This is a genomic window from Seohaeicola nanhaiensis, assembly GCF_042654245.1.
Taxonomy (GTDB): domain Bacteria; phylum Pseudomonadota; class Alphaproteobacteria; order Rhodobacterales; family Rhodobacteraceae; genus Seohaeicola_A; species Seohaeicola_A nanhaiensis.
Map to the genome: position 1 here is coordinate 26,003 of NZ_JBHSGI010000032.1, position 21,701 is coordinate 47,703.

At 66.8% G+C, this 21,701-nt stretch carries 18 protein-coding genes; 8 read left to right on the forward strand and 10 right to left on the reverse strand.

Translation table 11 applies throughout. The annotated features are described in order from the left end of the window. Positions 1–57: 57 nt before the first annotated feature. Positions 58–1,101, reverse strand: a complete 1,044-nt coding sequence (locus tag ACFO5X_RS20950; RefSeq protein WP_380720877.1) for a glycosyltransferase — start codon at positions 1,099–1,101, stop codon at positions 58–60. Between the two features lie 180 nt (positions 1,102–1,281). Between ACFO5X_RS20950 and ACFO5X_RS20955 the strand changes: the two genes are divergently transcribed. The 6 genes from ACFO5X_RS20955 to ACFO5X_RS20980 all read left to right on the forward strand — a co-directional run bounded on the left by ACFO5X_RS20955 (position 1,282) and on the right by ACFO5X_RS20980 (position 8,881). Then, positions 1,282–2,373 carry a Gfo/Idh/MocA family protein gene (locus ACFO5X_RS20955; RefSeq protein WP_380720880.1) on the forward strand — a complete coding sequence of 364 codons (1,092 nt, stop codon included), beginning with the start codon at positions 1,282–1,284 and terminating at the stop codon, positions 2,371–2,373. Further along, a complete protein-coding gene (locus ACFO5X_RS20960; RefSeq protein ID WP_380720883.1) occupies positions 2,370–3,680 on the forward strand; it encodes a Gfo/Idh/MocA family protein in 1,311 nt (436 codons plus the stop codon). Before ACFO5X_RS20955 ends, ACFO5X_RS20960 begins: the two co-directional genes overlap by 4 nt. 10 nt (positions 3,681–3,690) lie before the next feature. Continuing rightward, complete coding sequence (locus ACFO5X_RS20965) at positions 3,691–4,995, forward strand: glycosyltransferase (protein ID WP_380720886.1); 1,305 nt, start codon at positions 3,691–3,693, stop codon at positions 4,993–4,995. Continuing rightward, positions 4,992–6,344, forward strand: coding sequence for an oligosaccharide flippase family protein (locus ACFO5X_RS20970; protein ID WP_380720891.1), 1,353 nt, complete (start codon positions 4,992–4,994; stop codon positions 6,342–6,344). The genes ACFO5X_RS20965 and ACFO5X_RS20970 overlap by 4 nt, the downstream gene beginning before the upstream one ends. 33 nt (positions 6,345–6,377) lie before the next feature. After that, the gene (locus ACFO5X_RS20975) at positions 6,378–7,709 is read left to right on the forward strand and encodes a nucleotide sugar dehydrogenase (protein ID WP_380720894.1); all 1,332 of its coding nucleotides are present in this window, start codon (positions 6,378–6,380) and stop codon (positions 7,707–7,709) included. A gap of 263 nt (positions 7,710–7,972) precedes the next feature. Beyond that, positions 7,973–8,881, forward strand: coding sequence for a glycosyltransferase family 4 protein (locus tag ACFO5X_RS20980; RefSeq protein ID WP_380720897.1), 909 nt, complete (start codon positions 7,973–7,975; stop codon positions 8,879–8,881). A gap of 9 nt (positions 8,882–8,890) precedes the next feature. Here ACFO5X_RS20980 and ACFO5X_RS20985 read toward each other — a convergent pair whose 3' ends face one another. From ACFO5X_RS20985 to ACFO5X_RS20995, 3 genes are read right to left on the reverse strand one after another with little or no spacing between them, the layout of a single operon-like run. After that, the gene (locus tag ACFO5X_RS20985; RefSeq protein WP_380720900.1) at positions 8,891–9,874 is read right to left on the reverse strand and encodes a glycosyltransferase family 2 protein; all 984 of its coding nucleotides are present in this window, start codon (positions 9,872–9,874) and stop codon (positions 8,891–8,893) included. Next, complete coding sequence (locus ACFO5X_RS20990; protein WP_380720903.1) at positions 9,852–11,393, reverse strand: hypothetical protein; 1,542 nt, start codon at positions 11,391–11,393, stop codon at positions 9,852–9,854. The genes ACFO5X_RS20985 and ACFO5X_RS20990 overlap by 23 nt, the downstream gene beginning before the upstream one ends. 40 nt (positions 11,394–11,433) lie before the next feature. Continuing rightward, positions 11,434–12,225, reverse strand: coding sequence for a WecB/TagA/CpsF family glycosyltransferase (locus ACFO5X_RS20995; protein ID WP_380720908.1), 792 nt, complete (start codon positions 12,223–12,225; stop codon positions 11,434–11,436). A 343-nt stretch (positions 12,226–12,568) separates the two neighbouring features. Between ACFO5X_RS20995 and ACFO5X_RS21000 the strand changes: the two genes are divergently transcribed. Beyond that, positions 12,569–13,498, forward strand: a complete 930-nt coding sequence (locus tag ACFO5X_RS21000; RefSeq protein ID WP_380720911.1) for a glycosyltransferase family 2 protein — start codon at positions 12,569–12,571, stop codon at positions 13,496–13,498. Positions 13,499–13,507: 9 nt separating this feature from the next. Here ACFO5X_RS21000 and ACFO5X_RS21005 read toward each other — a convergent pair whose 3' ends face one another. Together ACFO5X_RS21005 and epsE are read right to left on the reverse strand one after the other, a co-directional pair. Next, complete coding sequence (locus ACFO5X_RS21005) at positions 13,508–14,659, reverse strand: acyltransferase family protein (protein WP_380720914.1); 1,152 nt, start codon at positions 14,657–14,659, stop codon at positions 13,508–13,510. Positions 14,660–14,777: 118 nt separating this feature from the next. Beyond that, entirely contained in the window at positions 14,778–15,983 is a 1,206-nt protein-coding gene (gene epsE, locus ACFO5X_RS21010) for an exopolysaccharide biosynthesis GT4 family glycosyltransferase EpsE (protein WP_380720919.1), read from the reverse strand. On the opposite strand from epsE, the gene ACFO5X_RS21015 reads away from it, so the two are divergent. Next, positions 15,882–17,219: a glycosyltransferase gene (locus tag ACFO5X_RS21015; RefSeq protein WP_380720923.1), complete on the forward strand. Its 1,338-nt coding sequence runs from the start codon at positions 15,882–15,884 to the stop codon at positions 17,217–17,219. The genes epsE and ACFO5X_RS21015 overlap by 102 nt on opposite strands. Here the strand turns inward: ACFO5X_RS21015 and ACFO5X_RS21020 are convergent. The 4 genes from ACFO5X_RS21020 to ACFO5X_RS21035 all read right to left on the reverse strand — a co-directional run bounded on the left by ACFO5X_RS21020 (position 17,164) and on the right by ACFO5X_RS21035 (position 21,698). Beyond that, a complete protein-coding gene (locus ACFO5X_RS21020; protein WP_380720926.1) occupies positions 17,164–17,970 on the reverse strand; it encodes a hypothetical protein in 807 nt (268 codons plus the stop codon). The genes ACFO5X_RS21015 and ACFO5X_RS21020 overlap by 56 nt on opposite strands. Positions 17,971–17,987: 17 nt before the next feature. Beyond that, the gene (locus ACFO5X_RS21025; protein WP_380720931.1) at positions 17,988–18,350 is read right to left on the reverse strand and encodes a hypothetical protein; all 363 of its coding nucleotides are present in this window, start codon (positions 18,348–18,350) and stop codon (positions 17,988–17,990) included. Between the two features lie 301 nt (positions 18,351–18,651). Beyond that, positions 18,652–20,613, reverse strand: coding sequence for an acyltransferase family protein (locus ACFO5X_RS21030; RefSeq protein ID WP_380720934.1), 1,962 nt, complete (start codon positions 20,611–20,613; stop codon positions 18,652–18,654). After that, positions 20,610–21,698, reverse strand: coding sequence for a hypothetical protein (locus ACFO5X_RS21035; protein ID WP_380720937.1), 1,089 nt, complete (start codon positions 21,696–21,698; stop codon positions 20,610–20,612). The genes ACFO5X_RS21030 and ACFO5X_RS21035 overlap by 4 nt, the downstream gene beginning before the upstream one ends. Between the last annotated feature and the right edge of the window lie 3 nt (positions 21,699–21,701).

Genomic DNA, 21,701 nt, shown 5'->3' on the forward strand with positions numbered 1-21,701 from the left:
CGGGGGTCACTTCAACTGTCCGGGCCGGAAACACACTGATCCCCTGCGGGCTGTGCCCTATTTCCCCGGCCGGGGGGTGACGGGGCGGTTTGCCGGATTGCGCGCCGTCGGCGCCACCGGCGGCGGCGAGAGGCGGGAGAACAGCGTGGCCGCCGCGAAGTCGCGCAGGAAGCGCTGCGGGCGGGGCACCTGCCGCCCGCGCAGGGAGCGCTGCAGATCGCCGAGCAGGGTGGCCAGGATCCGGAGCAGCGCCGTGGTGCGGGCATGGGCCGGCCCGTGATTCTTGGCGAAATAGCGCGCCCAGGCCTGGAACCAGTAGGCCGGCATCCGGCCGCGGGCGACGGTCTTGTCCACCACCCCGGTGGCGGCGCCGGCGATGTGATGCACCCGCGCCTGGGGCGCATGCCAGCTCTGCCAGCCCAGCCGGGCGCCCTGGAGCATGTAGTCCACCTCTTCGTAGTAGAGGAAATAGCCGTCATCCATGTCGCCGAGCTCGGCGAAGGCCTGACCGCGGATCATCATCGCCGTGCCGGTGATCCAGTCGGCGCACACCGGCCGGTCGCTGTCGGGGATGGTCGAGCGGAAATGCCGGGCCAGGACATCGAGCCCCAGCGCCCCGAAGACCTCGCCGCCCATGGAGGGAAAGTTGAAGGCGCCGACCCAGCTGCTGCCGTCCGGATTCTCGACCCGCGGCCCCACGAAGCCGATGGCAGGATCGCTTTCGAGCACCCGCAGCATCTCTGCCAGCGCCCCCGGGCGTACCTCGGCATCCGGGTTGAGCAGCAGCACCGCCTCGGGGCGGAGACCGAGCCGGCGGATCTCGGCGAAGGCGACGTTGTTGCCGGCGGCAAAGCCGCCGTTCACGGCGGAGGGCAGGAAGCGCACCTGCGGCGCCGCGCCGGCCGCCTCGGGAAAGGCGCGCAGCCCCTCGGCCAGCGCCGCGCCATCCTCGCCGGGCGAGGCATTGTCGACGATGAAGACAGCCGATAGCCCGAGGCCGTCGAGATCGCGCAGCAGGGCCGGAAGCGCCTTCAGCACCAGGGCCGAGGTGCCGTAGTTGACGATGATCACGGCCAGACGGGCCTCGTGGGATTGGGTCATGAGCTGCCTTCCGTGGGTCATGCGCGCCGCAGCCGCAGCGTTGCCGCATGCATAGCGTCATGGCGGTGGATTTCACAATCACCTCCTGCCCCCGCCGATAGCGGAGGGGCGGCCTTTGACTGCCCGTCGTATTCGGGTATGGGGGGAAAGGCAGGACCCCGATCCGAAACGGTATGTTTGATGACTGACACAGGCGCGAAGGCGTTCCGGTGGGCCATTTTCGGCACCGGACAGGTCGCGCGGAAGTTCGCCCTGGATCTTGCCGGTGCCGGCGCTCCGGCCATCCTGCATTCGGTGGCCTCGCGCGATCCCGGGAATGCACGGGCCTTTGCCGCCCAGCTCGGCGTGGCCCGCGCCGCCGACAGCTATGCCGCGGCCCTCGAGGGCGCGGACATCGTCTATATTGCGACGCCCGCCACCCTGCACGAGGCCCATGCGAGGATGGCGATCGCGGCCGGCAAGGCGGTGCTGGTCGAAAAGCCCTTCGCCAGCGACGCCGCCGCCGCGCGGCGCATTGCGGCGGCCGCCGCGGAGGCGGGGGTCTTCTGCATGGAGGCGATGTGGACGCGCTTTCAGCCGCTGCTGGGCGAGCTGCGCGCGCGCATCGCCGCCGGCGCGCTTGGCGATCCGCTTGGGCTGGAGGCGCGGTTCATGGCGGCGACCCCGCCCGCCCCCGGCCTCGCGCTCTACGATCCGGCCGGTGGCGGCGCCCTGCTGCACCGCGGGCTCTATCCGTTGTCCCTCGCCCATTTCCTGCTGGGAGGGATCGCGCGGGTCCAGGCCGCCGCCGCGATCGGGGCGACGGGCGTCGATGAGGATTGCGCGCTCACGCTCACCCATAAGAGCGGCGCGCTGTCCACGCTGCGCGCGTCGCTGCGCACCAGCGGCCCCGAGGGCGCGGTGCTGTTCGGCACGCGCGCGACCCTGGCGATCGAGGGCCCGATCTGGCGCCCGACCGGGGCCCTGCTGATGCCGGTGCGCCCGGCGCTCCCGCCCAGGGGCGCGCGCCGCTTCGAAGCCTTCCGGGAAAGTACCACCGGGCTGCGGGTGGCGGGCCTGCTCGGCACGCTGCGCGGATCGGGACGCCGGGGCAGCACGCGCATCGCGGCGCCTTTCGCGGGCAATGGCTATCGCCACCAGGCGCTGGCGGTGATGCAGGCGCTGCGCGAAGGCCGCACCGAGGACCCCCGCATGACCCTCGCCGACAGCATTGCGATCCTGGACGCGGTCGATGCGGCCAGGGCCGCCTGGCAGCAGGGAGACCGGGCATGAAGATTGGCGTCATCGGCTGCGGCTATGTCTTCGACCACTACATGACCACCCTGCCCCTGCACCCCGGTCTCGAGATCGCCGGGGTGGCCGATCGCGACAGCGAAAGGGCCCGGGCCGTGGGCGCCTTCTACGGGCTGAAGGTCTATGCGGACGCGGAGGCCCTGCTGGCCGATCCGGAGATCGGCATTATCGCCAATTTCACCTCGATAGAGTCGCATTTCGAGGTGAGCCGGGCGGCCCTGGAGGCGGGAAAGCACATCTATTCCGAAAAACCCCTGACCACGACCCTGGCCGAGGCGCAGGCGCTGGCCCGGCTGGCGCAGGACAGGGGGCTGCGCCTCTCGGCGGCGCCGTCCAACGCCCTCAGCCCCACGGTGCAGACCATGTGGAAGGCCGTCGAGGCCGGGGCGGCGGGCGAGGTGCGCATGGTCTATGCCGAGTTCGACGACAACCCCGTCTATCTGCTTGCGCCCGAGACCTGGCGGTCGCGCTCCGGGGCGCCCTGGCCCTATCTCCATGAATACGAGATGGGCTGCACCTGGGAGCACGCCGGCTATCACCTGACCTGGATGTGCGCCCTGTTCGGACCGGTGCGGGCGCTGACCGCCTTCTCGAAGGCGACGCTTCCGGACAAGACCACGCATCCGCTCAACCCCTCCAACACGCCGGATTTCTCGGTGGCGGTACTGGATTTCGAAAGCGGCGTGGTCGGGCGGCTGACCTGCTCGATCGCCGCGCCGACCGATCACCGGATGCGGATCATCGGCAACCGCGGCGTGATCGGGGCCGATACCTATCGCGACTACTGGTGCCCGGTTCAGCTGGAGGGGTTCGATCCGCTGACGCTGAAGGCGCGCAATGCCCGCTCGGTCCGGCAGAACCCGTGGCTGGCGCGGCTCTTCGCGGTGGGCGGAAGGCGCCTGCCTCTGGCCGAAACGCCCCCGCCGGGCGCCCAGCGGATCCGGCGCCTGGATGGCGGCCTGTCTCCGAAGGCCTGGCTCCGGCGGCTACGCCGGGCCGAGCTCGGCCAGCAGGACAAGTGCATCGGCCTGGCCGAACTCTCCGCCGCCATTGCCGAGGATCGTCCGCATTTTCCGGCGTCCGACTTCACGCTGCACCTGACCGAACTGACGCTGGCGATCCAGGCGGCGGGTCCGGACGGGGTGCGCTATCGCCTGCAGACGCGGTTCGAGCGGCCGGCGCTGCCCGAGCGCACCCGCCGCCTGCCGCTGCCGGATTACGAGGCCTTCGCCCGACCATCCCGCCTGGCCCGCGCCCTTTCCCGCCTTTCGGCCAAACTGCGCTGACGAGATGACCGTGACAGACGACTGCCCTACCCTGCCCAAGATCGCCTATCTGACCGGGCAATACCCCGAGGTCTCGCTGACCTTCATCCTGCGCGAGGTGGAAGCGCTGCGCCGGCTCGGGGCCGAGGTGATCACCTGCTCGATCCGCCGTACGCCCCCCGAACAGCACCCGGGCCGCGCCGAACGGGCGGCGGCCGCCAGCACCTTCCATGTGCTTGAGGCCGCGCGCAAACCCCTCGGGCTGCTCGCGGCGCAGGCCCCCCTGCTGTCTGCGCCCCGCCGCTATTTCCGCGCACTCGGGCTGGCCCTGCGGATCCGTCCGCCGGGACTGAAGGCACTGCTCTACCAGCTGATCTTCTTCCTGGAGGCGACGATCCTGGCCCGCCACCTGGTGCGCGAGAAGGTCGGGCACCTGCACAACCACTTCGTCTTCGGCAGCGCCACGGTGGCCATGCTGGCCTCGGAGCTGACCGGCATCCCCTACAGCTTCACCCTGCACGGCCCCGCGGACCTGCTGGAACCCTACCGCTGGCGAATCGACGAGAAGACGGCGCGCGCGCGTTTCGTGGCGACGATCAGCCACTTTGCCCGCAGCCAGATCATGTTCTTCAGCGATCCGGCTCATTGGGACAAGATCCGCATCGTCCATTGCGGCGTCAGCCCCGAGCGCTACCGCGCGCCCGCCGAAGCGCCCCTGCCCCCCCGCCAGAAGGGCGAGTTCCGCCTGCTCTTCGTCGGCCGGCTGGCACCGGTCAAGGGGCTGCGAGTGCTGCTGGAGGCGCTGGAGAGCCTGTCGAGGACGATGCCCGACCTGCGCCTGATTTTGGTCGGAGACGGACCGGACCGCAAGGCCCTGGAACAGGCCGCCGCCCCCCTGGGCGAGCGGGTGGTGTTCACCGGCTATCTCTCCCAGGCCGAGGTGGCCCGCGCGATGCAGTCCTGCGACATCGTCGTGCTGCCGAGCTTTGCCGAAGGCGTGCCCGTCGTCCTGATGGAGGCGCTGGCCAGCCGGAAGGCGGTCATCGCCACCCGGGTCGCCGGAGTCGGAGAGCTGGTGGAGGAGGGTGAGACCGGTCTGCTTGTCGCGCCCGGAGATGCCGGGGGTCTCGGGGAGGCGATCCGTCGGCTGGCCAGCGATCCCGCGCTTTGCGCGCAGATGGGCGAAAGGGGCGCCGCGCGCGTCGCCGCCGAATTCGACATCGCCACCGAGGCCGCACGCCTGGCCAGACTCTTTGCCGAGGGGCCGGGAACCGCTCTGCGCCCTGCCCCGGTTGCCGCGCCGGTGGCCCCTGCTTCGGAAAGCCCTGCCGCGTGAAACTCCTGCAACATCTGCGCGGCAGCGGCACCAAGGCACGCGCGCTGCGCGCCACCGGCATCACCGTCTTCGCATCGATAGCGAACAACGTGCTCCGGCTCGGGTCGAACCTGGTTCTTGCCCGGCTGCTGACCCCGGAAATCTTCGGCCTGATCGCCCTGGCGAATGTCTTCCTGACCGGCCTGAAGATGTTTTCCGACACCGGTTCCACCACCGCGATCATGCGCAGCCCCCGCGGCGACGATCCAGATTTCCTCAATACCGCCTGGACGCTTCAAGTCTTCCGCGGTGGGCTCATCTGGCTGGGCGCCTGCGCCCTCGCCCTGCCCGTCGCCCTGAGTTACGGGGAACCGCTGCTGGCCGTCCTGCTGCCGGCCGCGGCGATCAGCATGCTGATCACCGGCTTCACCCCCACCAAGGCCGTGACGGCGGGCCGCCATCTCCAGCTCGAACGGGTGACCGCCCTGGCGCTGAGCACGCAGCTGTTCCAGGCGCTCGTCGTCATCGCGATCGCCTGGTTCTGGCCATCTCCCTGGGCCATCGTGATCGGCGGCATTCTCGGAGCCCTCCTGCTGGTCTTCCTCCAGCGCGTGGCCCTGCCCGGCCCCGACAACCGTTTCCGCTGGGAGCGCGAGGCGCGGCAGGAACTGTTCTCCTTCGGCAAATTCCTTTTCCTGGCGACAGGCTGCACCTTCCTGATCGATCAGAGCGACAAGATGATCTTGGGCACATATGTCACCACGGCCCAACTTGGCATCTACAGCATCGGTTACATGATCGGGTCACTGCCGCAGATGCTGAGTTCGCAGGTTGTCGGGCAGGTCATGATGCCGCTCTACCGCCAGAATCCTCCGGCGGCCTCGGGGGCGAACCGCAGAAAGATGATCTGGGTACGCCGGATCGTGGTCGCCGGCAGCTTGGCGCTGGCCTTCTTCGTGGCAATGATCGCAGAACCCTTCGTCTCTCTGCTCTATGACAGCCGGTACACCTTGGCCGGTCCGATCGCCGTCTTTATCAGCCTTAGCCTGCTGCCGCGGATCATCCTTTTGGGTTATGGCACGGTGTTTCTCGCCGCCGGGGATTCCCGCGCGCATTTCATGGTCATCACGACCACGGCGGTGCTTCAGACCGGGCTCACGCTGGCCGGTGTGATCTGGCTGGGCGTCCCCGGGGCCATCCTGGCCATATTCGCGGCCAATCTTCTGACCGCGCCGCTCTGCATATACTTTCTGCAGCGCCACAAGGGATGGGATGCGGCGGGCGATGCGGTCTTCTTCGCCGTTGGCCTGCTGCTGAACGGGCTGCTCTGCTGGCACTACTGGGACGACATCGCCCGGCTTTTGCCATAGGCGCGGGTTCTCTGGCAGACGAGAGGTATCAAGATGCAGGATATGGATCGCGGCTTCCCCGCGCTGAAAGCGCAGATCGACAGCGCAGAGGCGCATGTCGGCATCATCGGCCTTGGCTATGTCGGACTACCGCTGGCGGTGGCCGCGGCCAATGGCGGCTTCAGGGTGACGGGGTTCGACATCGACCCCTCCAAGGTCGACAGCATCGCCGCAGGGAAGAGCTATATCAGCGCGGTGTCCGATACCGCCTTGGCCGGCGCGGGCCTCGAGGCCACCACCGAATTCAGCCGACTCGGCCAGTGCCGGGTGATCGTGATCTGCGTCCCGACTCCGCTCGACGCGCAGCGCGCCCCCGACCTCTCCTTCGTCACGGCGACTGCCGGGGTCATCGCGCAGCACCTGCAGGCCGGCACGCTAGTTGTGCTGGAAAGCACCACCTGGCCGGGAACCACCGAGGAGGTGCTGGTGCCCCTGCTCGCCCGCAGCGGGCTGGAGCCGGGACGGGACGTCTTCACCGCCTTCTCCCCGGAGCGGGAGGATCCCGGCAACACCCGCTTCACCACGCGCTCGATCCCGAAGATCGTGGCCGGCTCCACGCCGGAGGCGGGCGCCCTGGCCGAGGCCTTCTACGGCAGGATCGTGGAGCGGGTCGTGCCCGTGCGCGACACCCGCACCGCCGAAGCGGTGAAGATCACCGAGAACATCTTCCGCTCGGTCAATATCGCGCTCGTGAACGAGCTCAAGCTGGTCTACGACGCGATGGGCATCGACATCTGGGAGGTGATCGAGGCGGCCGCCACCAAGCCCTTCGGGTTCATGCCCTTCTACCCTGGACCGGGCCTTGGCGGACACTGCATCCCGATCGACCCCTTCTACCTTTCCTGGAAGGCCCGCGAGTTCGAGGTGCCGACCCGATTCATCGAACTGGCCGGCGAGATCAACACGGCGATGCCCCATCATGTCGTCGCCCGCCTGCGCGAGGTCGTCGATCGTGACTCGGGGCGTGGCCTGAACGGCACCGCGATCCTGCTGGTCGGCGTCGCCTACAAGAAGAACGTAGCCGACATGCGCGAAAGCCCTGCGATGAAACTGATGCAGCTTATGGAAGAGGCCGGGGCCGAAGTGTCCTTCATAGACCCGCATGTGCCCGAGATTCCACCGATGCGGGAATACGGCCAATACGAGAAGCGCGCCGCGCTCGACCCCGACGGACTTGGCCCCGGACAGTTTGCCGCCGTGCTGATCGCCACCGATCACGACGCCATCGACTATGACGCCCTGCTGAGGCTCGGTTGTCCGGTCGTCGATACCCGCAATGCCATGGCCCGCCATGGCCTACCTCTAGAGCGGGTCACGAAAATCTAAGGTAGAGCGGGTCACGAAAATCTAAGGAATCAGTCCGCCTCCCGCCTCTGGAAAGTGCAGTGGCACTTGTGCCAGAGTAGGACTGCGTTACAGTCTGGCCTCTTGCGATGCGTATCACTTTCGTCCTTCCATTCGCCGGTCTCACGGGAGGTGTCCGTGTCGTGGCAACATATGCCCGCATCCTACATGAGCGGGGACATGTGGTGCACGTCATTTCGGTTCCAGCGCGCCGGCCATCGGGCTGGCGCTATCGGATCCAGCGGATGCTAAGACGGATTCCGGCTTGGGTGCCGCCGACATTCACGCCACTGCTGGACGTTCTAGGTGATCGTCACGTAATCGTAGCGGAGCAGATGGTCGCTGAGCGCGACGTGCCCGATGGTGACATCGTCGTCGCGACATGGTGGCAAACAGCAGAATGGGTAAACGCCTTACCGGCCTCGAAGGGTCGCAAATTCTATCTGTTGCAGGATTACGAACTTTTCGAGAATCAGCCCGCCGATCGCGTGAGCGCGACCTATGCGCTCGACCTCCGCAAGATCGCTGTGTCGAGCTATATCCGTGACAGGATTCTGGCGGCTCATGACGTGCAAGGAGACATTGCGGTGGTCCCAAATGCTGTCGATTTGACGCACTTCTCGGTCCAAGCAAGGCAGCGGAACCGACAGTTCAAGGTTGGTGTTCTCTATGCGACAGCACCCCGGAAGAATATCCGGCTTGCCATCGAAGCTCTAGAACGCGCCCGACATCACAACCCTGGTCTCCGGGCACTGTTATTCGGCGCCATACCGATCTCGGCCGACTTACCCCTGCCGGACTGGGTGGAGTATCATGAAGCCCCGGACCAAGCGGATATTCCCCAACTTTATGCCTCATGCGATCTGTGGCTATTCCCGAGCAGAGAGGAAGGGTTCGGCCTGCCTATCCTTGAGGCGATGGCCTGCCGCACACCAGTGCTAGCCACAGATGCCGGCGCCGCGCCTGATCTCATCGACGGGCGCAATGGCCGGATACTGCCCCACGATCCCGAAGCCTTCGCCGCCGCCATCCTGGAGTTCGCCCGGATGTCTCCGCAGGATTGGCGCTCCTGGTCCGACGCTGCCTTCGACACCGCATCGCACAACCGCTGGGACGATGCGACCGACCGCCTGCTGGCCGTGATCGGGCGCTGACAGCCGACGTCACTTGTATTCGATGAGGCCGCCCCGACGTCCGGCCAGCCGTTCACAGGCATAGCCCAGTATGCCGGCTGTCTCGGGAAAGCTCCCCAGCGTCAGAAACAGCGCATGCAGGGGCGGATACCCCCGCAGGGTCAGGCGCAGCACCTTCAGCGGCCAGAGCAGGGCAAGCAGCAGAGCCCATGGTGTAACTGTCAGCCCGGCGAGCAGGACCAGGGGCAGCGCGACACCCCAGACCAGGGCACGGCGCAGCCGGGTGATATTGTGACGCTCGGGCGGGGCGCCGTGCAGGGCCGCCCCTTCCGCATAGGCATGGCCGGCCCGCCGCATCCTGGTCCACCACTGGGCGAACCGGGTCAGCGCCGCATCGTGCCAGGTCATCTCGGCATCGAGGCGCCAGATCTTCCAGCCCGCCGCGCGCAGACGCACGCAGAGTTCCGGTTCCTCGCCCGCGATCAGATCGGGATTGTAACCTCCCACGGCCCGCAGCGCCGCACTCCGCATCAGCACGTCGCCGCCACACGCGCGTGTCTCGCCGACCGGCGTGTCCCATTCGCGATCGGTCAGCCAGTTGTAGAGCGAAGCTTCGGGGTGACGTTCGCGCCGCCGGCCACAGACCGCGGCGACCTCCGGCCGCGCCGCGAGAAAAGCTGTGGCCGCACCGATCCAGCCGTCGCGCAGGCTGCAGTCCCCGTCGATGAACTGCACTAGGGCAGGCGCAGGATCCCGGCGCATCGCGGCCTCGAAGCCGGCATTGCGCGCCCGCGCTGCAGTGAAGGGCTCGCGCATGTCCAGCGCGACGACCACGGCGCCCGTCGCCGCCGCCGCCGCCGGGCTGCCATCGGTCGAACCGGAATCGACATAGACGACGGGAGAGAAGCCCCCCTTCAGCGAGTCCAGGCAGGCCAGCAGGCGCGCGCCCTCATTGCGCCCGATCACCACCGCCGCGATGCCCGGCAGGCCCTTATCTGTGGCGTCTGACCCCATCTCTTCCTCGCACATCTTCCTCCTGCGCCGGCGGCTTGGCCGCCTTTTCCGGTCCCTCGAAAGAGCGATGCAGACGATAGGGCATCGGCCGGTCGTGTCCGAACCGGGAATAACGCACTTCCCTGAGCCCCTGCTCGGGTTCATCCGCCGCATGTCCGGCTTCCACCTCCCGGCCTGTCAGTTCCAGGCGTCCTGCCAGCGCGCCCGCCAGAAGCCAAGTGATCTGCGTCAGGGAGGCATTCGGAATGAGGTCGACCATGTTCGCCGTCAGGATCAGACAGACCCCGGCCGTTTCCGGCAGCAGAGTATAGCGCCTTTGCCGGATGGCCAACAGGATGATGGGAATTCCCAGCAGTCCGAATCGGCAGAGATATCCGATCCACCCGTCCCGGCCGATCGCGATAATCCAGAATCCGTCCGTCGTGGAACTCAGGCTAGCGTCCTCGCGATAGAGCAGACTGCGCCCCCAGCCCCCCCAACCGAACACGGGCCGCTGGTTCGCCTTCTCAAGCAGACGCTCCTCGTTCAACAGGCGGAACCGGAGGGAGCTCGACCGCTCCTCGCTGATCGATGCTGCGAGATTGTTTACCCGCTCAACCGGTATCAACCCAGCCCCGCGCAGAAGCGGATAGAGCATGATCACACCGACGAAACAGGCGGCAATGACGACCTGCAGACGCGGCTTCATCAGCAGCAGGATAGAAGTGAACATCAGACCAATTGCAAGACTGCCGAGCGAGCGGCAGAGGTAAAGGATCAGCAGCAACCAGAGACCGGCGGCAAGGTATTTTCCGCGGCTCTCCGGTATCGCGATACGGAACATCGTGAAGGCGGACAGCACCGTTCCCGCCATGAAGATGGCCAGCCACAACCCATGCTCCAAGAAAACCAGAGGACGGTAGTGCCCCCCGCGGATATGCTGGATCCAGCTGTGCGGAAAAAATCCATAGATCATCTGGTTCAGCTGCGGCGAGAAGCGAACCTCGAAGAGGATCGGGACGGAGTATATGAGCCCGGCCAAGCAGAGGATCCGCAGGAGATTGCGATGCTGCTGGGGATGGCCCAGCAGGCGGCGGGCAATCAGGAAGGGCAGCAGTTCGATGATCGTGCTCAGCACCGCCGCGAGCGCATCGTAGGTTCTGAGACCGGGCAGGACGACGCCCCCCCCGATCGGGAGCGGGTCGGTATTGGAGAGAACGGTCAGGGCTGCGCTGGCCAGGAGCCCCAAGCAAAGCAAGAGGAGAATCGGGTTGGCGGGCAGCCAGCCCCTGAGTACGACGGCCCCATCCTGGACCTTGGTTTTGCCCACCAGGATCAGGATTGCGACCAGGGCCACCAGGCTGGGCATCGAATTCTTGTCGACTGACGGCAGGATCGGGAGATCGAAGGCCACCTGCGTGGGCAGGAAGAGGTAACCGGCAACGATGCACCAGCAGACCGCAATCGGCAACGGCATCGAACGGAAGAAGGCAATTCCCGCCAGCGGCCAGGCGAAGATGACGGCCAGAGGCGGAATCATCGGCGGGTCTTCTGGATGTTCGTGGCGCCCCCGGTACCTGTCATCGCGGCTCCTCCTCAGGCAGGCCGGCTCGGCGGGACTTCAGCGCGACGACCACCAGACCCGGCAGGACGGCGAAACATTCCGCATAGCGCCGGCCCATCCGCCGCGGATCATGAACCAGCCGCCACAGCCACTCTGCCGCCAGGCGCCGCACGATCCGTGGCGCGCGGCGCTGACGCCCGGCGATGAAATCGAGTCCGGCGCCGATCGACACGAAGCCCATGTGCGGCAGAACCTCCTGCGCATGAGCCGCGAAGCGCTCCTGCTTCGGCGCTCCCAGAGCGAGGAAGCACAGCCCCGCGCCCGAAGCCCCGAGACGGGTGAGACAGGCATCGGCATCCGGACCGGTGGGATCGAACCCCATAGCCGGCGCGATGAGGGCCGCCACCTTCAGATCGGGATAGCGCCGCGACAGCGCCTTCGCCGCCGCCTGCAGCGCCTCATCGGTCGAGCCCAGAAGCGCGATCGAAACGCCAAGCTCGGCCGCCAGCGCAACGAGGGGATTGATCAGATCGGATCCCGTCACCAGATCGATCTGCCGCCCCGCCAGGCCTTCCAGCCAGCGGATCGGGTTTCCATCCGCCGTGACATGGCTGTGGCGTAGATAGGCGGCCGCAAAATCCGGCTGCCGGCGCAGCTTGACGACGTGATCGAGATTGAGCGTGGCCAGGGTGAACCCCTGCCGGTTCTCCAGTCTCGCGCACAGATCAGCCAGCAGCTCCGCGCGCGACGCGACATTGACCGTCACGGCGCTGCGGGTCTCGTCGGTGAGGCAGGTCGGCCAGTTCATCGTTGCGTGTTCCCGTCTCTCTTGCCGCCGGGATCCATCGGCCTGCTCTTCCGGAAGTATGCTCCCAGAATATAACCTTCCAGAGAGGCATAAAAGGGCCGAAACTTGGACGTCCCCGCGGCATCCCGGACGACCGGCACCGTCATGCGCGAAATATGTTCGATCCGGTCGGGCCACGGCATAGCCGATCGTCACGGGGAAGGCGACCCCCGGCAGGACCGGAGAGGCTGTGCCGGAAGCACAGGATGGCCGCTTCGCCGCGCTTCCCCCGATAGGGCATTGATTTCCGGCGCAACCTTCCTCTAGTTCCTCGGTCATGCCCCTAATGCCCGAGCGCCAGGACATGATCGACCCACGCGCCTATGTACTGATCTCCCCCTGCCGCAACGAGGCGGATTACATGCGCCGCACGCTCGACAGCGTGGTCGCGCAGACGCTGACCCCAGCGCTCTGGGTGATCGTCGACGACGGCTCGACCGACGCGACGCCCCAGATCCTGGCCGAGTATGCGGCGCGCCACGACTGGATCCGCGTGGTGAAAAAGCCCGACCGCGGCCACCGCGCCGTCGGCCCCGGCGTGATCGAAGCCTTCTACGTCGGCTATGACACCATCGACCCCGCCGACTTCGCCTATTCCTGCAAGCTCGATCTCGATCTCGATCTGCCGCCTCGCTATTTCGAGACGCTGATCGAACGGATGGAGGCGGACCCGCGGCTTGGCACCTGTTCGGGCAAGCCCTACGTACGCCATGGCGGCAAGCTGATCTCGGAACGGCGCGGCGACGAGATGAGCGTGGGCATGACCAAGTTCTACCGGCGCGCATGCTTCGAGGCGATCGGCGGCTATGTCCGCGAGGTGATGTGGGACGCCATCGACTGCCACAAGGCGCGCATGCTCGGCTGGCGCGCGGCAAGCTGGGACCATCCTGATCTGAACTTCGAGCACCTGCGTCCCATGGGCTCGTCGCAGACCTCGATCTGGACCGGCAAGCGGCGGCATGGCTACGGGCAGTGGTTCATGGGATCGGACCCACTCTATTACCTCGCCACCTGCGTCTTCCGGATGGGCGAGCGTCCCTTCGTGCTGGGCGGGCTGGCGATGCTGCAGGGCTATGTGCAGGCCTGGATGCGGGGTGACCGCCAGCTTGACGATCCCGAACTGGTGGCCTTCATCCGCGCCTACCAGCGCCGGGCTCTGTTCAGGGGCAAGGCCCGCGCGGTGGCCGAGATCGAGGCCGGGCAGACCGCGCCCCCGCCGGCCCGCACCCGGTAAGGCGGCCCGTCAGCGGGCGGCGGGGCGGTCCCCGCGCCGGACCTTCGGGCCGGGCTTGAGGCTGAGGAAGAAGCGCTCCAGTGTTCGGAAGCTGATCTCCGCGATGAGGATCGCCCCAGCCACGAAGATGGCTGTGGCGATGGTTTCGGCCAGAGCGGGGGGTAGGCCCAGGACTGCGGCGCCCTCGACCCCGACATGGCGGGCGATCAGGTGATAGAGGTAGATGCCGTAGCTGATTTCTCCGATCCGGGCGACCGGCGCCCAGGAGAAAAGCGGCGCCAACCGGTGATCCTCGCGCACCACCAGGGCGGCCAGGCAGAACGCCATCGTCAAATGCACCAGCAGGAAGGGCAGACCGGTCAGATCGGCGGGGAGAACCGCCAGAACGACGACCAGGGCGGCAAACAGGCAGGCCGGGGCGATGCGCGCGCCGCAGAGGGCGTAGAGCATCCGGAACCCGCGCGGATCGTGCAGGAGAACGGCGGTCAGGGTGCCGCAGAGGATGGCGCCGAAACTGGCGGCCGGCAGCGCCCAGACGGCATGTTCGCTGCGGATGGGACTGAAGCCCATCGCGGCCATAACTCCGGTGGCGGTGGCGACGCAGAGGCCGAGCAGCAGCAACAGGGCGGGGATGCGGAGCCGGGGCGCCAGCAGCGACAGCAGCAGGGGCCACACGAGGTAATACTGTTCCTCCACCGACAGGGACCATGTGACCGTCAGCATAGGGATATCGCCGATCAGCATGTTCGCCAGGAAGAGATAGTAATAGGGCACCAGGGGCGCCAGTTCATCCATTCCCTTGTACCAGACCCAGTACAGCGACATGGCTGTCACCAGCAGGAAATAGGCCGGAATGATCCGCAGAGCGCGTCGCAGGTAGAAATCCTTCAGGGAAATCGCCCGGGTCCGGCTTTCCTCACGCAACAGCAGGGTGGTGATGAGAAAGCCGCTGAGCACGAAGAAGAAATCCACCCCCAGAAATCCTCGAGTCAGGAACTTGGGCGGGGCCTCGAGACTGCCCAGAAGCGGGCTGTGATGCCAGAGCACCATGCCGATGCACAGGCAGCGCAGCCCGTTCAGGGAGCCAAAGAACCGGACGCTCCGATAGTGGTCGTAGGCGGTCAGAGTCGTGTTCGGCACCTGATCCATCATCGTTCCCATCCGGTCGTTTCCCGAGACGACCCTGCCCGCGGGGGGGAGCAGACAGTCGCGCTGCAGGCCATGGCGGCCGCGGCGCAGGAGACAACGGGAAAGCGGCCCTTTTCCAGCATGACTGCGATCAGCCGAAATCGTGCAGCGCTTCGGCCAGAGCGTCGGCGCTGCGGCTGGCGCCGAAGCTCTCGACGATCCGCGCGCGGCCCTGGCGGGCGAGAGTGTCGCGCAGCTCGGGCTCGCGCATCAGCCGCAGCAGGGCCGCGGCCAGCGCCGGACTGTCCTTCGGTGGGACCAGCAGACCGTCGCGGCCGCTCTCGATCAGTTCCAGCACGCCCCCGGCCGCCGTGCCGATGGTGGGCACGCCGCAGGCCATCGCCTCCATATAGGCGACCCCCAGCGGCTCGGCCCAGCTGGCCAGAACGAAACCGTCGGCGGCGTGAAGCTGGTCCAGCACCTCCTGCTGCGTGACCGCCCCGAGCAGCGTCACCCTGTCGGCCAGTCCGGCGCGGGCGATGCGCGCTTCCAGTTCGCGCCGGTAGCCCTGCCCGCCCTGCTCGTCCTCGCCGGCGACGAAGAGCTCCCACGCCAGCTCCGGCCGGTCCCGCCGGATCGCTTCCAGGGCGTCGAGAAGCACGTCGTATCCCTTGACCCGGTTCAGCCGTGCACAGCAGAACCACCGAAAGGGCCGGCCCTCGGGGCGATCACCGGGCTGCGGGCTGAAATGGTCGGTGTCCACACCCATCGGGGCAATCCGGCACCGCCCGGCCACCGAGGGCAGCATCGCGGTCATCTCCTGCCTGAGCTTTTCCGTAATCACGAAGCCAAAGCGGGCGCGGGCCCACTTGAAGTCCTGGTCCGGGCCATAGTCCTCGACCGGGCCATGCAGCACCAGGCTGTAGGGCAGACCGTAAAGCAGGTGGCAGAAGGCGGCGATCAGGGCCGAGTTCGCACAGGAATGGACATGCAGATGGGTGATACCCTCTCTCCGGCAGAGCTGCCCGAGACGGCCAGCCAGCACCAGCAAGGGCCATGTCTGACGTCGCCGCAGGGTGCGGCGGGCATCGGGCTGGGACAGGACGCGGCCGCCGCGTGCCAGCAGGCCGCCCAGAACCAGCGGCCAGCTGGCGGGCGGCAGGGGAAAGAGATACTGTGCCTGCGCATTGACGACCCAGTCATGCATCACGCTGCGGATCGGCATGCGGGTGGAGAAGATCCGGACAGGGTACCCGTGACGCGCCTGAAGTGCCAGGATTTCCCGCCAGAAGAAAGAATGGGTCTGACCGGGAAACTCGGGAATGAGATACCCTATCCTGGGTCCGAGCTCTGCCAAAATCCCGACCTCTTCCGCGCCTGCCCTGCTCCCGGCCCTGCATATCTGGACGAGAGTCCGGAACTCATAATTGCCGAAGGCGCAGGGAGCAAGGGCGATCCGGGCAGGGCCGCGCCAGCACGGAAGGCGGTTGGCGCGCTCACGGCATATCACACCGGACCTGTCGGGATCTCCGGCTGGAAAGATTGTCCTGGTCCGCTTTGGCGCATCCAATATGCCCTTGCGAGAATCGCCAACCTGTCCCAATCGTCCAATGGGGGACTGAAATTGAAAGATATCATCGTTGTAAGTGAACGAAATTTCGAGCGATCACCGGCGATGTGCTGCGTTGTCGAAATGGAGGATGTCTTGGTGCGCGCATTCGGTGGGCGACTCGTGTTACCAAACGAGCCCTTACCGAAAGGCGACGTCAGCAGGTCCGTGGCCTTCTTCTGCGCCATAAAGGCAAGCAGGCTTGGGGTTCACCGGAAGTACCTGAATGAGCTGCGGGCGAGAGGCGCCACGGTCGTATGCTACATTTTCGATGCCTGGACGGTCCCCGATTTTTTCAACGATCGGTCGCGGCGGCTGAAATCTGCCCTGCTCAGGCAGTTTTCGCTGGCCGGTGTCTGCGATCACCTCGTCATCCCGTTCCGAGATTCGATCGACAGCTTTTCGCCAGACGACCGGAAACTCGTGCTGCACCTTCCGCTTGGGGTGGACAGTTCCTTGGTCAACGGCATGAACGCCGAAAGACCCATCACTGCGCTCGCCTATGGCAGGCAGCCAGAAGGCCTGACCGCGGCCCTTTCCGTCGCGCTGAACGCCCCGAACAGGGACGGTTTGCTCTATCATACCGATCATATGGAAATCCGCTCGATTCTCGACTTCCACGCACACCGCCGGCAGTTCTGGAAAATCGCACAGAACTCAGAGATTGCCCTGGCCTACGATCCCTGGACCTCGCACCAAGCGCGCTTTCCGTTCTCCATCGTGGGCCAGCGCTGGCTGGAATCGCTGGCCGCCGGCTGCGTCGTCGTGGGGAAACGCCCCCTGACGCCCGAGGCTGATGAAATTATCGGTTGGCAAGACGCGACCATACAGGCGCCGGATGATCCGAAAGAGGCGGTGGAGTTCATCCTCGCCCTGTCCCGGGACAGGGCGAGGCTACGGGACATCCGCGAGCGTAACGTCGATCAAATCACATCCAGGCACGACTGGAAGCATCGCATCGAGCAGCTGTTTCGGATGATCTAGGTGTTTTCGTCACCGCCGTCGTCCCGGTCCCTAGCACCATTGTCACGGTCGTGACGGTCCTGTTCACCTCGATCGTGCGGCCAGTCCCGGCCGGGACTACATTGTCAAAGCTGCCGTCCACGTCGATCTGGGTATAGCTGCCATCGGCTAGTGCGGTCACGTCCGGGGCAAGCGTGCCGCCCAGAACCACGGGCGCGGTCAAATCGGGCGCGGCCGTTCCATTCAGCCCCGAGCGGAATTTTGCGAGCCGGCCAAGCTCCACTGTGCTGATCGCCGAGATCGTGCCGACACCGGCCAGACCATGGCTGTAGTTGAACTCGAACTGGCTGTCGTCGCAGGTCAGGGCGTCCGAGGGTGCGAAGGCGCCCGTCACGATCTGGACGGTGAACACCGCGCTGGTCCCGAGGCGATACTGCCAGTCCATCACGAGGCCGGTGGCGCCGCTGCCGTTCGAGACGGTCGAGCTGATATTGGGAAGGACCATACGACTATTCGGTGCCGTGAGCCCGGTCATCGTCAGCCGGACGGTCGGCCTGAAGTGCAGCGTGGAGCCGGCTGCCAGGATCAGGATCAGGATCGAGATGCCACCGACCGCGCCGTCGAAGCCGACGAGGCTCTTGCCCATAATCGTCAGGCTGCGACCCGCCGACAGGATGAAGGATGCGTTATCGTATCCCAGCAGCACCTCGGAGCGGTAGCGCGCGGTCAGGTCAATGCCGCTGATGACGGTGCCGCGGTTCATGAAGCGCACCTGCAGCGCGTCCACGCTCAGCCGATTGGCCGAGTCATAGCCGGGAACATAGAACTTTCCGCGTTCTTGACCGCCACATCGCGCCCGCCGGCGTCCGTGACGATTGTCCCCTTCGGATCGAGGAAGCCCGCCGTCACGCGAAGCCGCTGCCAGCGCCGAACGTGAAGTCGTTCAGGGGGTGGCGTGATGTTCCAGCCGATGACATGCCCGTCCAGGTCAACGCTGTCACCGGGGACGGTGCCGGGAAGCTCCCTGGTCGACCAGTCACGCCGGATCATTGCCTGGTTGCCGGGCGACTTACCGAGGGGGTCCGGCTGATACACGCAGGTCGCCGTGACGCGCTGGGTGACGCCGGCTTTCGTCCGATCGTAGACCACCACGATATCGCCGTCGAAGTCATGCTTCAGCAGATCGACGCCGATCCGTGCATCCTGACGCGGGATCGCCCGTCATCGGGCGTCACCGGAAAGATGTGGGAGGGCGGGCTGTTGATCCCGCTGACATGACGGCTGAAACGATCGGCCAAGGCGAATCCTTTCCTGGGGTTCGGCATCGCACCACCAGACCGGCGGACACGGGGTCGCCGTGCCGGGAAAAGATCCTGCCTGAAGATGCGATGGGCGTCTGAGCCCTGCACCTTCCGCTCATTGTTCTAATAATTCGAAAGCAGGGCGCGCGGCCTCAGTTCCCCCGGCCGAGACCGTCGCGCAGGGCGGCGTCGACCGCCGGGGCGATGCGGCGGCCGAACCTGTCCTCGCCCTGCGGCGACCAGTGGTCGCTGTCCGACCAGTAGAGCCCGTCGCAGTCGAAGATGTCCCGCCCCGGATCCAGGCCGATCAGAGCCTGTTCCGAGAGATAGCCGAGACCGGCCTGCTGCACTGCCTCGGCCAGATAGGCATCGAGGTCGGCAAAGGCGCGCAGCTGCGCGGCGGGCAGGCGCAACGCCTCGGAGGCCTGGTCGCAGTCGATCTTCAGCAGGGTATCGGGCGGGACATGGGGTTCGAGCCGGGGGCCGAGCCAGATCACCGGAACCTCTCCGCGCAGGGCGGCCAGCCCCCCTATGGCGCGCTCGATGGCGGGCAGGTTGAGCCGGACGTCGATCTCGCCGGCGTCGAACAGCGCCCGCGCCCGCGCCTGCCCTTCGGCATCGGTAAACAGCCAGAACCCCGCCTGGGCATAGAGTCCAAGGGCGATGTGGCGGGCTTCCTCGGTCAGGAAGCGCGCCAGCGGCGAGCCCCCGCAGGCACCCTCGGCCATTGCAGGGCGGCACTGTCCCTGCCCGAAGCCGACGATGAAGGGATAGTCCATCGCATGAATCAGGCCGTTGTAGACGTCCAGCGAATGCGAGTCGCCGAAGATCACCAGGGCGCCGCCGTATTGCGCGGCACAGTCCTCGAACCGCTTGCGGACCGGATCGCTGAAATCGTCCTCGGCATAGAACCGGCAGGGGCCGGGATCGGCCACGGGGCCATGCGAGATGCGGGGCATCTCGGTGATCCGCGCCAGCAGGCCGTGGTTCATCGGCGCGATATGCGCCCGGAAATAGTCGGCCTGCAGGCTGGAGAGGCTGAGCCAGGCCCCCAGGGCGCAGACCGTCAGGGATCCCGCCCCTGCCCCGGCGACGACCTTCCAGGCCGCCATCTTCCTGTGGCGCGCCGGCTGCTCGACGAAACGCCAGCTGAGCCAGGCCAGCGGCAGCGACAGCAGGCCGAGCGCCACCATCACCCAGACCGGCGGCGGCAGGGGATCGCGCACCCGGGCCAGCGCCAGCAGCGGCTGGTGCCAGAGATAGGCACTGTAGCTGATCAGGCCGATCCCCACCGGAATCCGCATCGACAGCAGCCGCGCCACCGCCGTGCCCCGGCTGAAGACCAGGATCAGCGCGGTTCCCACCACCGGCAGGAGGGCGAAGAGCGAGGGGAACGGCGTGCTCTCGTCGAAGAGGAAGATGCTGACGATCAGCGACAGCAGGCCTGCCCCCGCCAGCACGCCATTGGATCCCGTGCCGTTGCGCAGGACCCAGATCGCGCAGAGCGAGCCGGCCATCAACTCCCAGGCCCGGCTGGGCAGCAGGTAGAAATTGGCATCCGGCGCCTTGCGCCAGAGCACCTCGGACGCGGCCAGGCTCAGCACCAGGATCACGGCCAGCAGGACCACCGAAAAGCGCCAGGAGCGACGCCAGAACAGCATCAGGAGCAGCGGGAAGAACAGGTAGTACTGCTCCTCCACCGCCAGGCTCCAGGTATGCAGCAGCGGCTTTGCCTCGGCGGCCGCCGCGAAATAGCCGCTCTCGATCCAGAACAGGAAGTTGGAGGCGAAGAGACTGACCGCCGCCACGCTCTGGCTGTAGTCCTTGAACTCGCTCGGCAGCATCCAGATCCAGGCAAAGGGCGTCGTCACGGCCACGATCAGGGCCAAGGCCGGCAGGATCCGCCGGGCCCGGCGCGCGTAGAAATCGACGATCGAAAAGCCCGGTCCGTCCAGCCGCTCGACGATGATGGTGGTGATCAGATAGCCGGAAATGACGAAGAATATGTCGACCCCGACGAAGCCGCCGGAAAACAGGTCGAGCCCGGCATGGAACAGGATGACGGGCAGGACGGCGACCGAGCGCAATCCGTCGATTTCTGAACGATACTTCAAGACGCGCGCTCCCGGGCGATGAGGTCGAGCAGCGCCCTGCCGAACCGGCGATTGGCCTCCGGCGTGTAGTGGCCGTCCGGCAGGAAGGCGGCGGGGTCGCGCGGATCCACCTCGTCGGCCGTGGCGAGATAGGGAATCTGCCCGGCTTTCAGCGCGGGCACGAGTTCGGCGGCCAGATCGACATCCGTCGCCTGGCGCGACTGGATCAGCAGCACCACGGGCAGTTGGCCATCCTCTTTCGCGGTCTCGGCAAAGAGGCGCACCATGCGCCGCAGCACGTCGGCGTGCGGATAACCGCCCCCGAGGACGGCGGCCTTGGTCCTGTCCACATGCGAGATCGCGAGCGAGCGTCGCACCAGACGCAGGAAGGGCGAGGCATCGAGCGCCGGCAGGCCGAAGGTGAGCGGCCCGTAGAACGCATCCTGCGCGCTCAGCTGGTCGCGCCAGGCCTGGGCCTGGGCCGGATCGCGGGCAAGTCCCCGCTCGGCACTCGCGCTGTTCACCAGCGGCTCGATCCGGCGCAGGGCGTCCGGCCCGTCGGGCAGGTAGATCGGATAGGTGAAGGGCGCGGGCTGCTCGAACACCCAAGTCCGGTTGCTGAGGGCTGCGAGGGCCGGCACCGAGGAGGACAGGATGCCAAGCACGACGATATCTCCCCGGCGCCGGTTGCCGCGGTCCTCCTCGAACAGCGCAAAGGTGAAGTTCGGCGGCGCCGCGGGGCCGCCATGCTCGTCGTCCCTGAGCCCGGGATCCTCGGCCACCGCGGCCTGGACGATGTGGTGGCTGAAGGACATGCCGTAGTTGCGCAGCACCGGCCCGATGTCCTCGGGTTCCGCCCTGAAGGCCTCCTGCGACTGGGCCAGGATATCCGGACGCCAGGCGACGTCGAAGAGATTGCCGGGCACGCCGGGGGTCGCCTCCCACCGGGCCAGCTTGCCGGGCACCGAGCGGCCGTATTCGAAATACTGGACAAGTCCGTTGAGCCTGCCCAGAGATCTCGCGCCCGCGAGGCCCGCGGCCACCAGCCCGTCCAGCACCACCAGCAGAAGCAGCGTCAGCGCAAGAACCCCGAACGTCTGTCTCATCGC

Bases quoted from the DNA above. Each gene is read 5' to 3' on its own strand.
- ACFO5X_RS21000 (WP_380720911.1), top strand. From the start codon at position 12,569: ATGATCGACCCACGCGCCTATGTACTGATCTCCCCCTGCCGCAACGAG.
- ACFO5X_RS21005 (WP_380720914.1), bottom strand. From the start codon at position 14,659: ATGGGAACGATGATGGATCAGGTGCCGAACACGACTCTGACCGCCTAC.
- ACFO5X_RS20975 (WP_380720894.1), top strand. From the start codon at position 6,378: ATGCAGGATATGGATCGCGGCTTCCCCGCGCTGAAAGCGCAGATCGAC.
- ACFO5X_RS20955 (WP_380720880.1), top strand. From the start codon at position 1,282: ATGACTGACACAGGCGCGAAGGCGTTCCGGTGGGCCATTTTCGGCACC.
- ACFO5X_RS20980 (WP_380720897.1), top strand. From the start codon at position 7,973: ATGCTAAGACGGATTCCGGCTTGGGTGCCGCCGACATTCACGCCACTG.
- ACFO5X_RS21035 (WP_380720937.1), bottom strand. From the start codon at position 21,698: ATGAGACAGACGTTCGGGGTTCTTGCGCTGACGCTGCTTCTGCTGGTG.
- ACFO5X_RS20985 (WP_380720900.1), bottom strand. From the start codon at position 9,874: ATGGGGTCAGACGCCACAGATAAGGGCCTGCCGGGCATCGCGGCGGTG.
- ACFO5X_RS20960 (WP_380720883.1), top strand. From the start codon at position 2,370: ATGAAGATTGGCGTCATCGGCTGCGGCTATGTCTTCGACCACTACATG.
- ACFO5X_RS20995 (WP_380720908.1), bottom strand. From the start codon at position 12,225: ATGAACTGGCCGACCTGCCTCACCGACGAGACCCGCAGCGCCGTGACG.
- ACFO5X_RS20990 (WP_380720903.1), bottom strand. From the start codon at position 11,393: ATGATTCCGCCTCTGGCCGTCATCTTCGCCTGGCCGCTGGCGGGAATT.
- ACFO5X_RS20950 (WP_380720877.1), bottom strand. From the start codon at position 1,101: ATGACCCAATCCCACGAGGCCCGTCTGGCCGTGATCATCGTCAACTAC.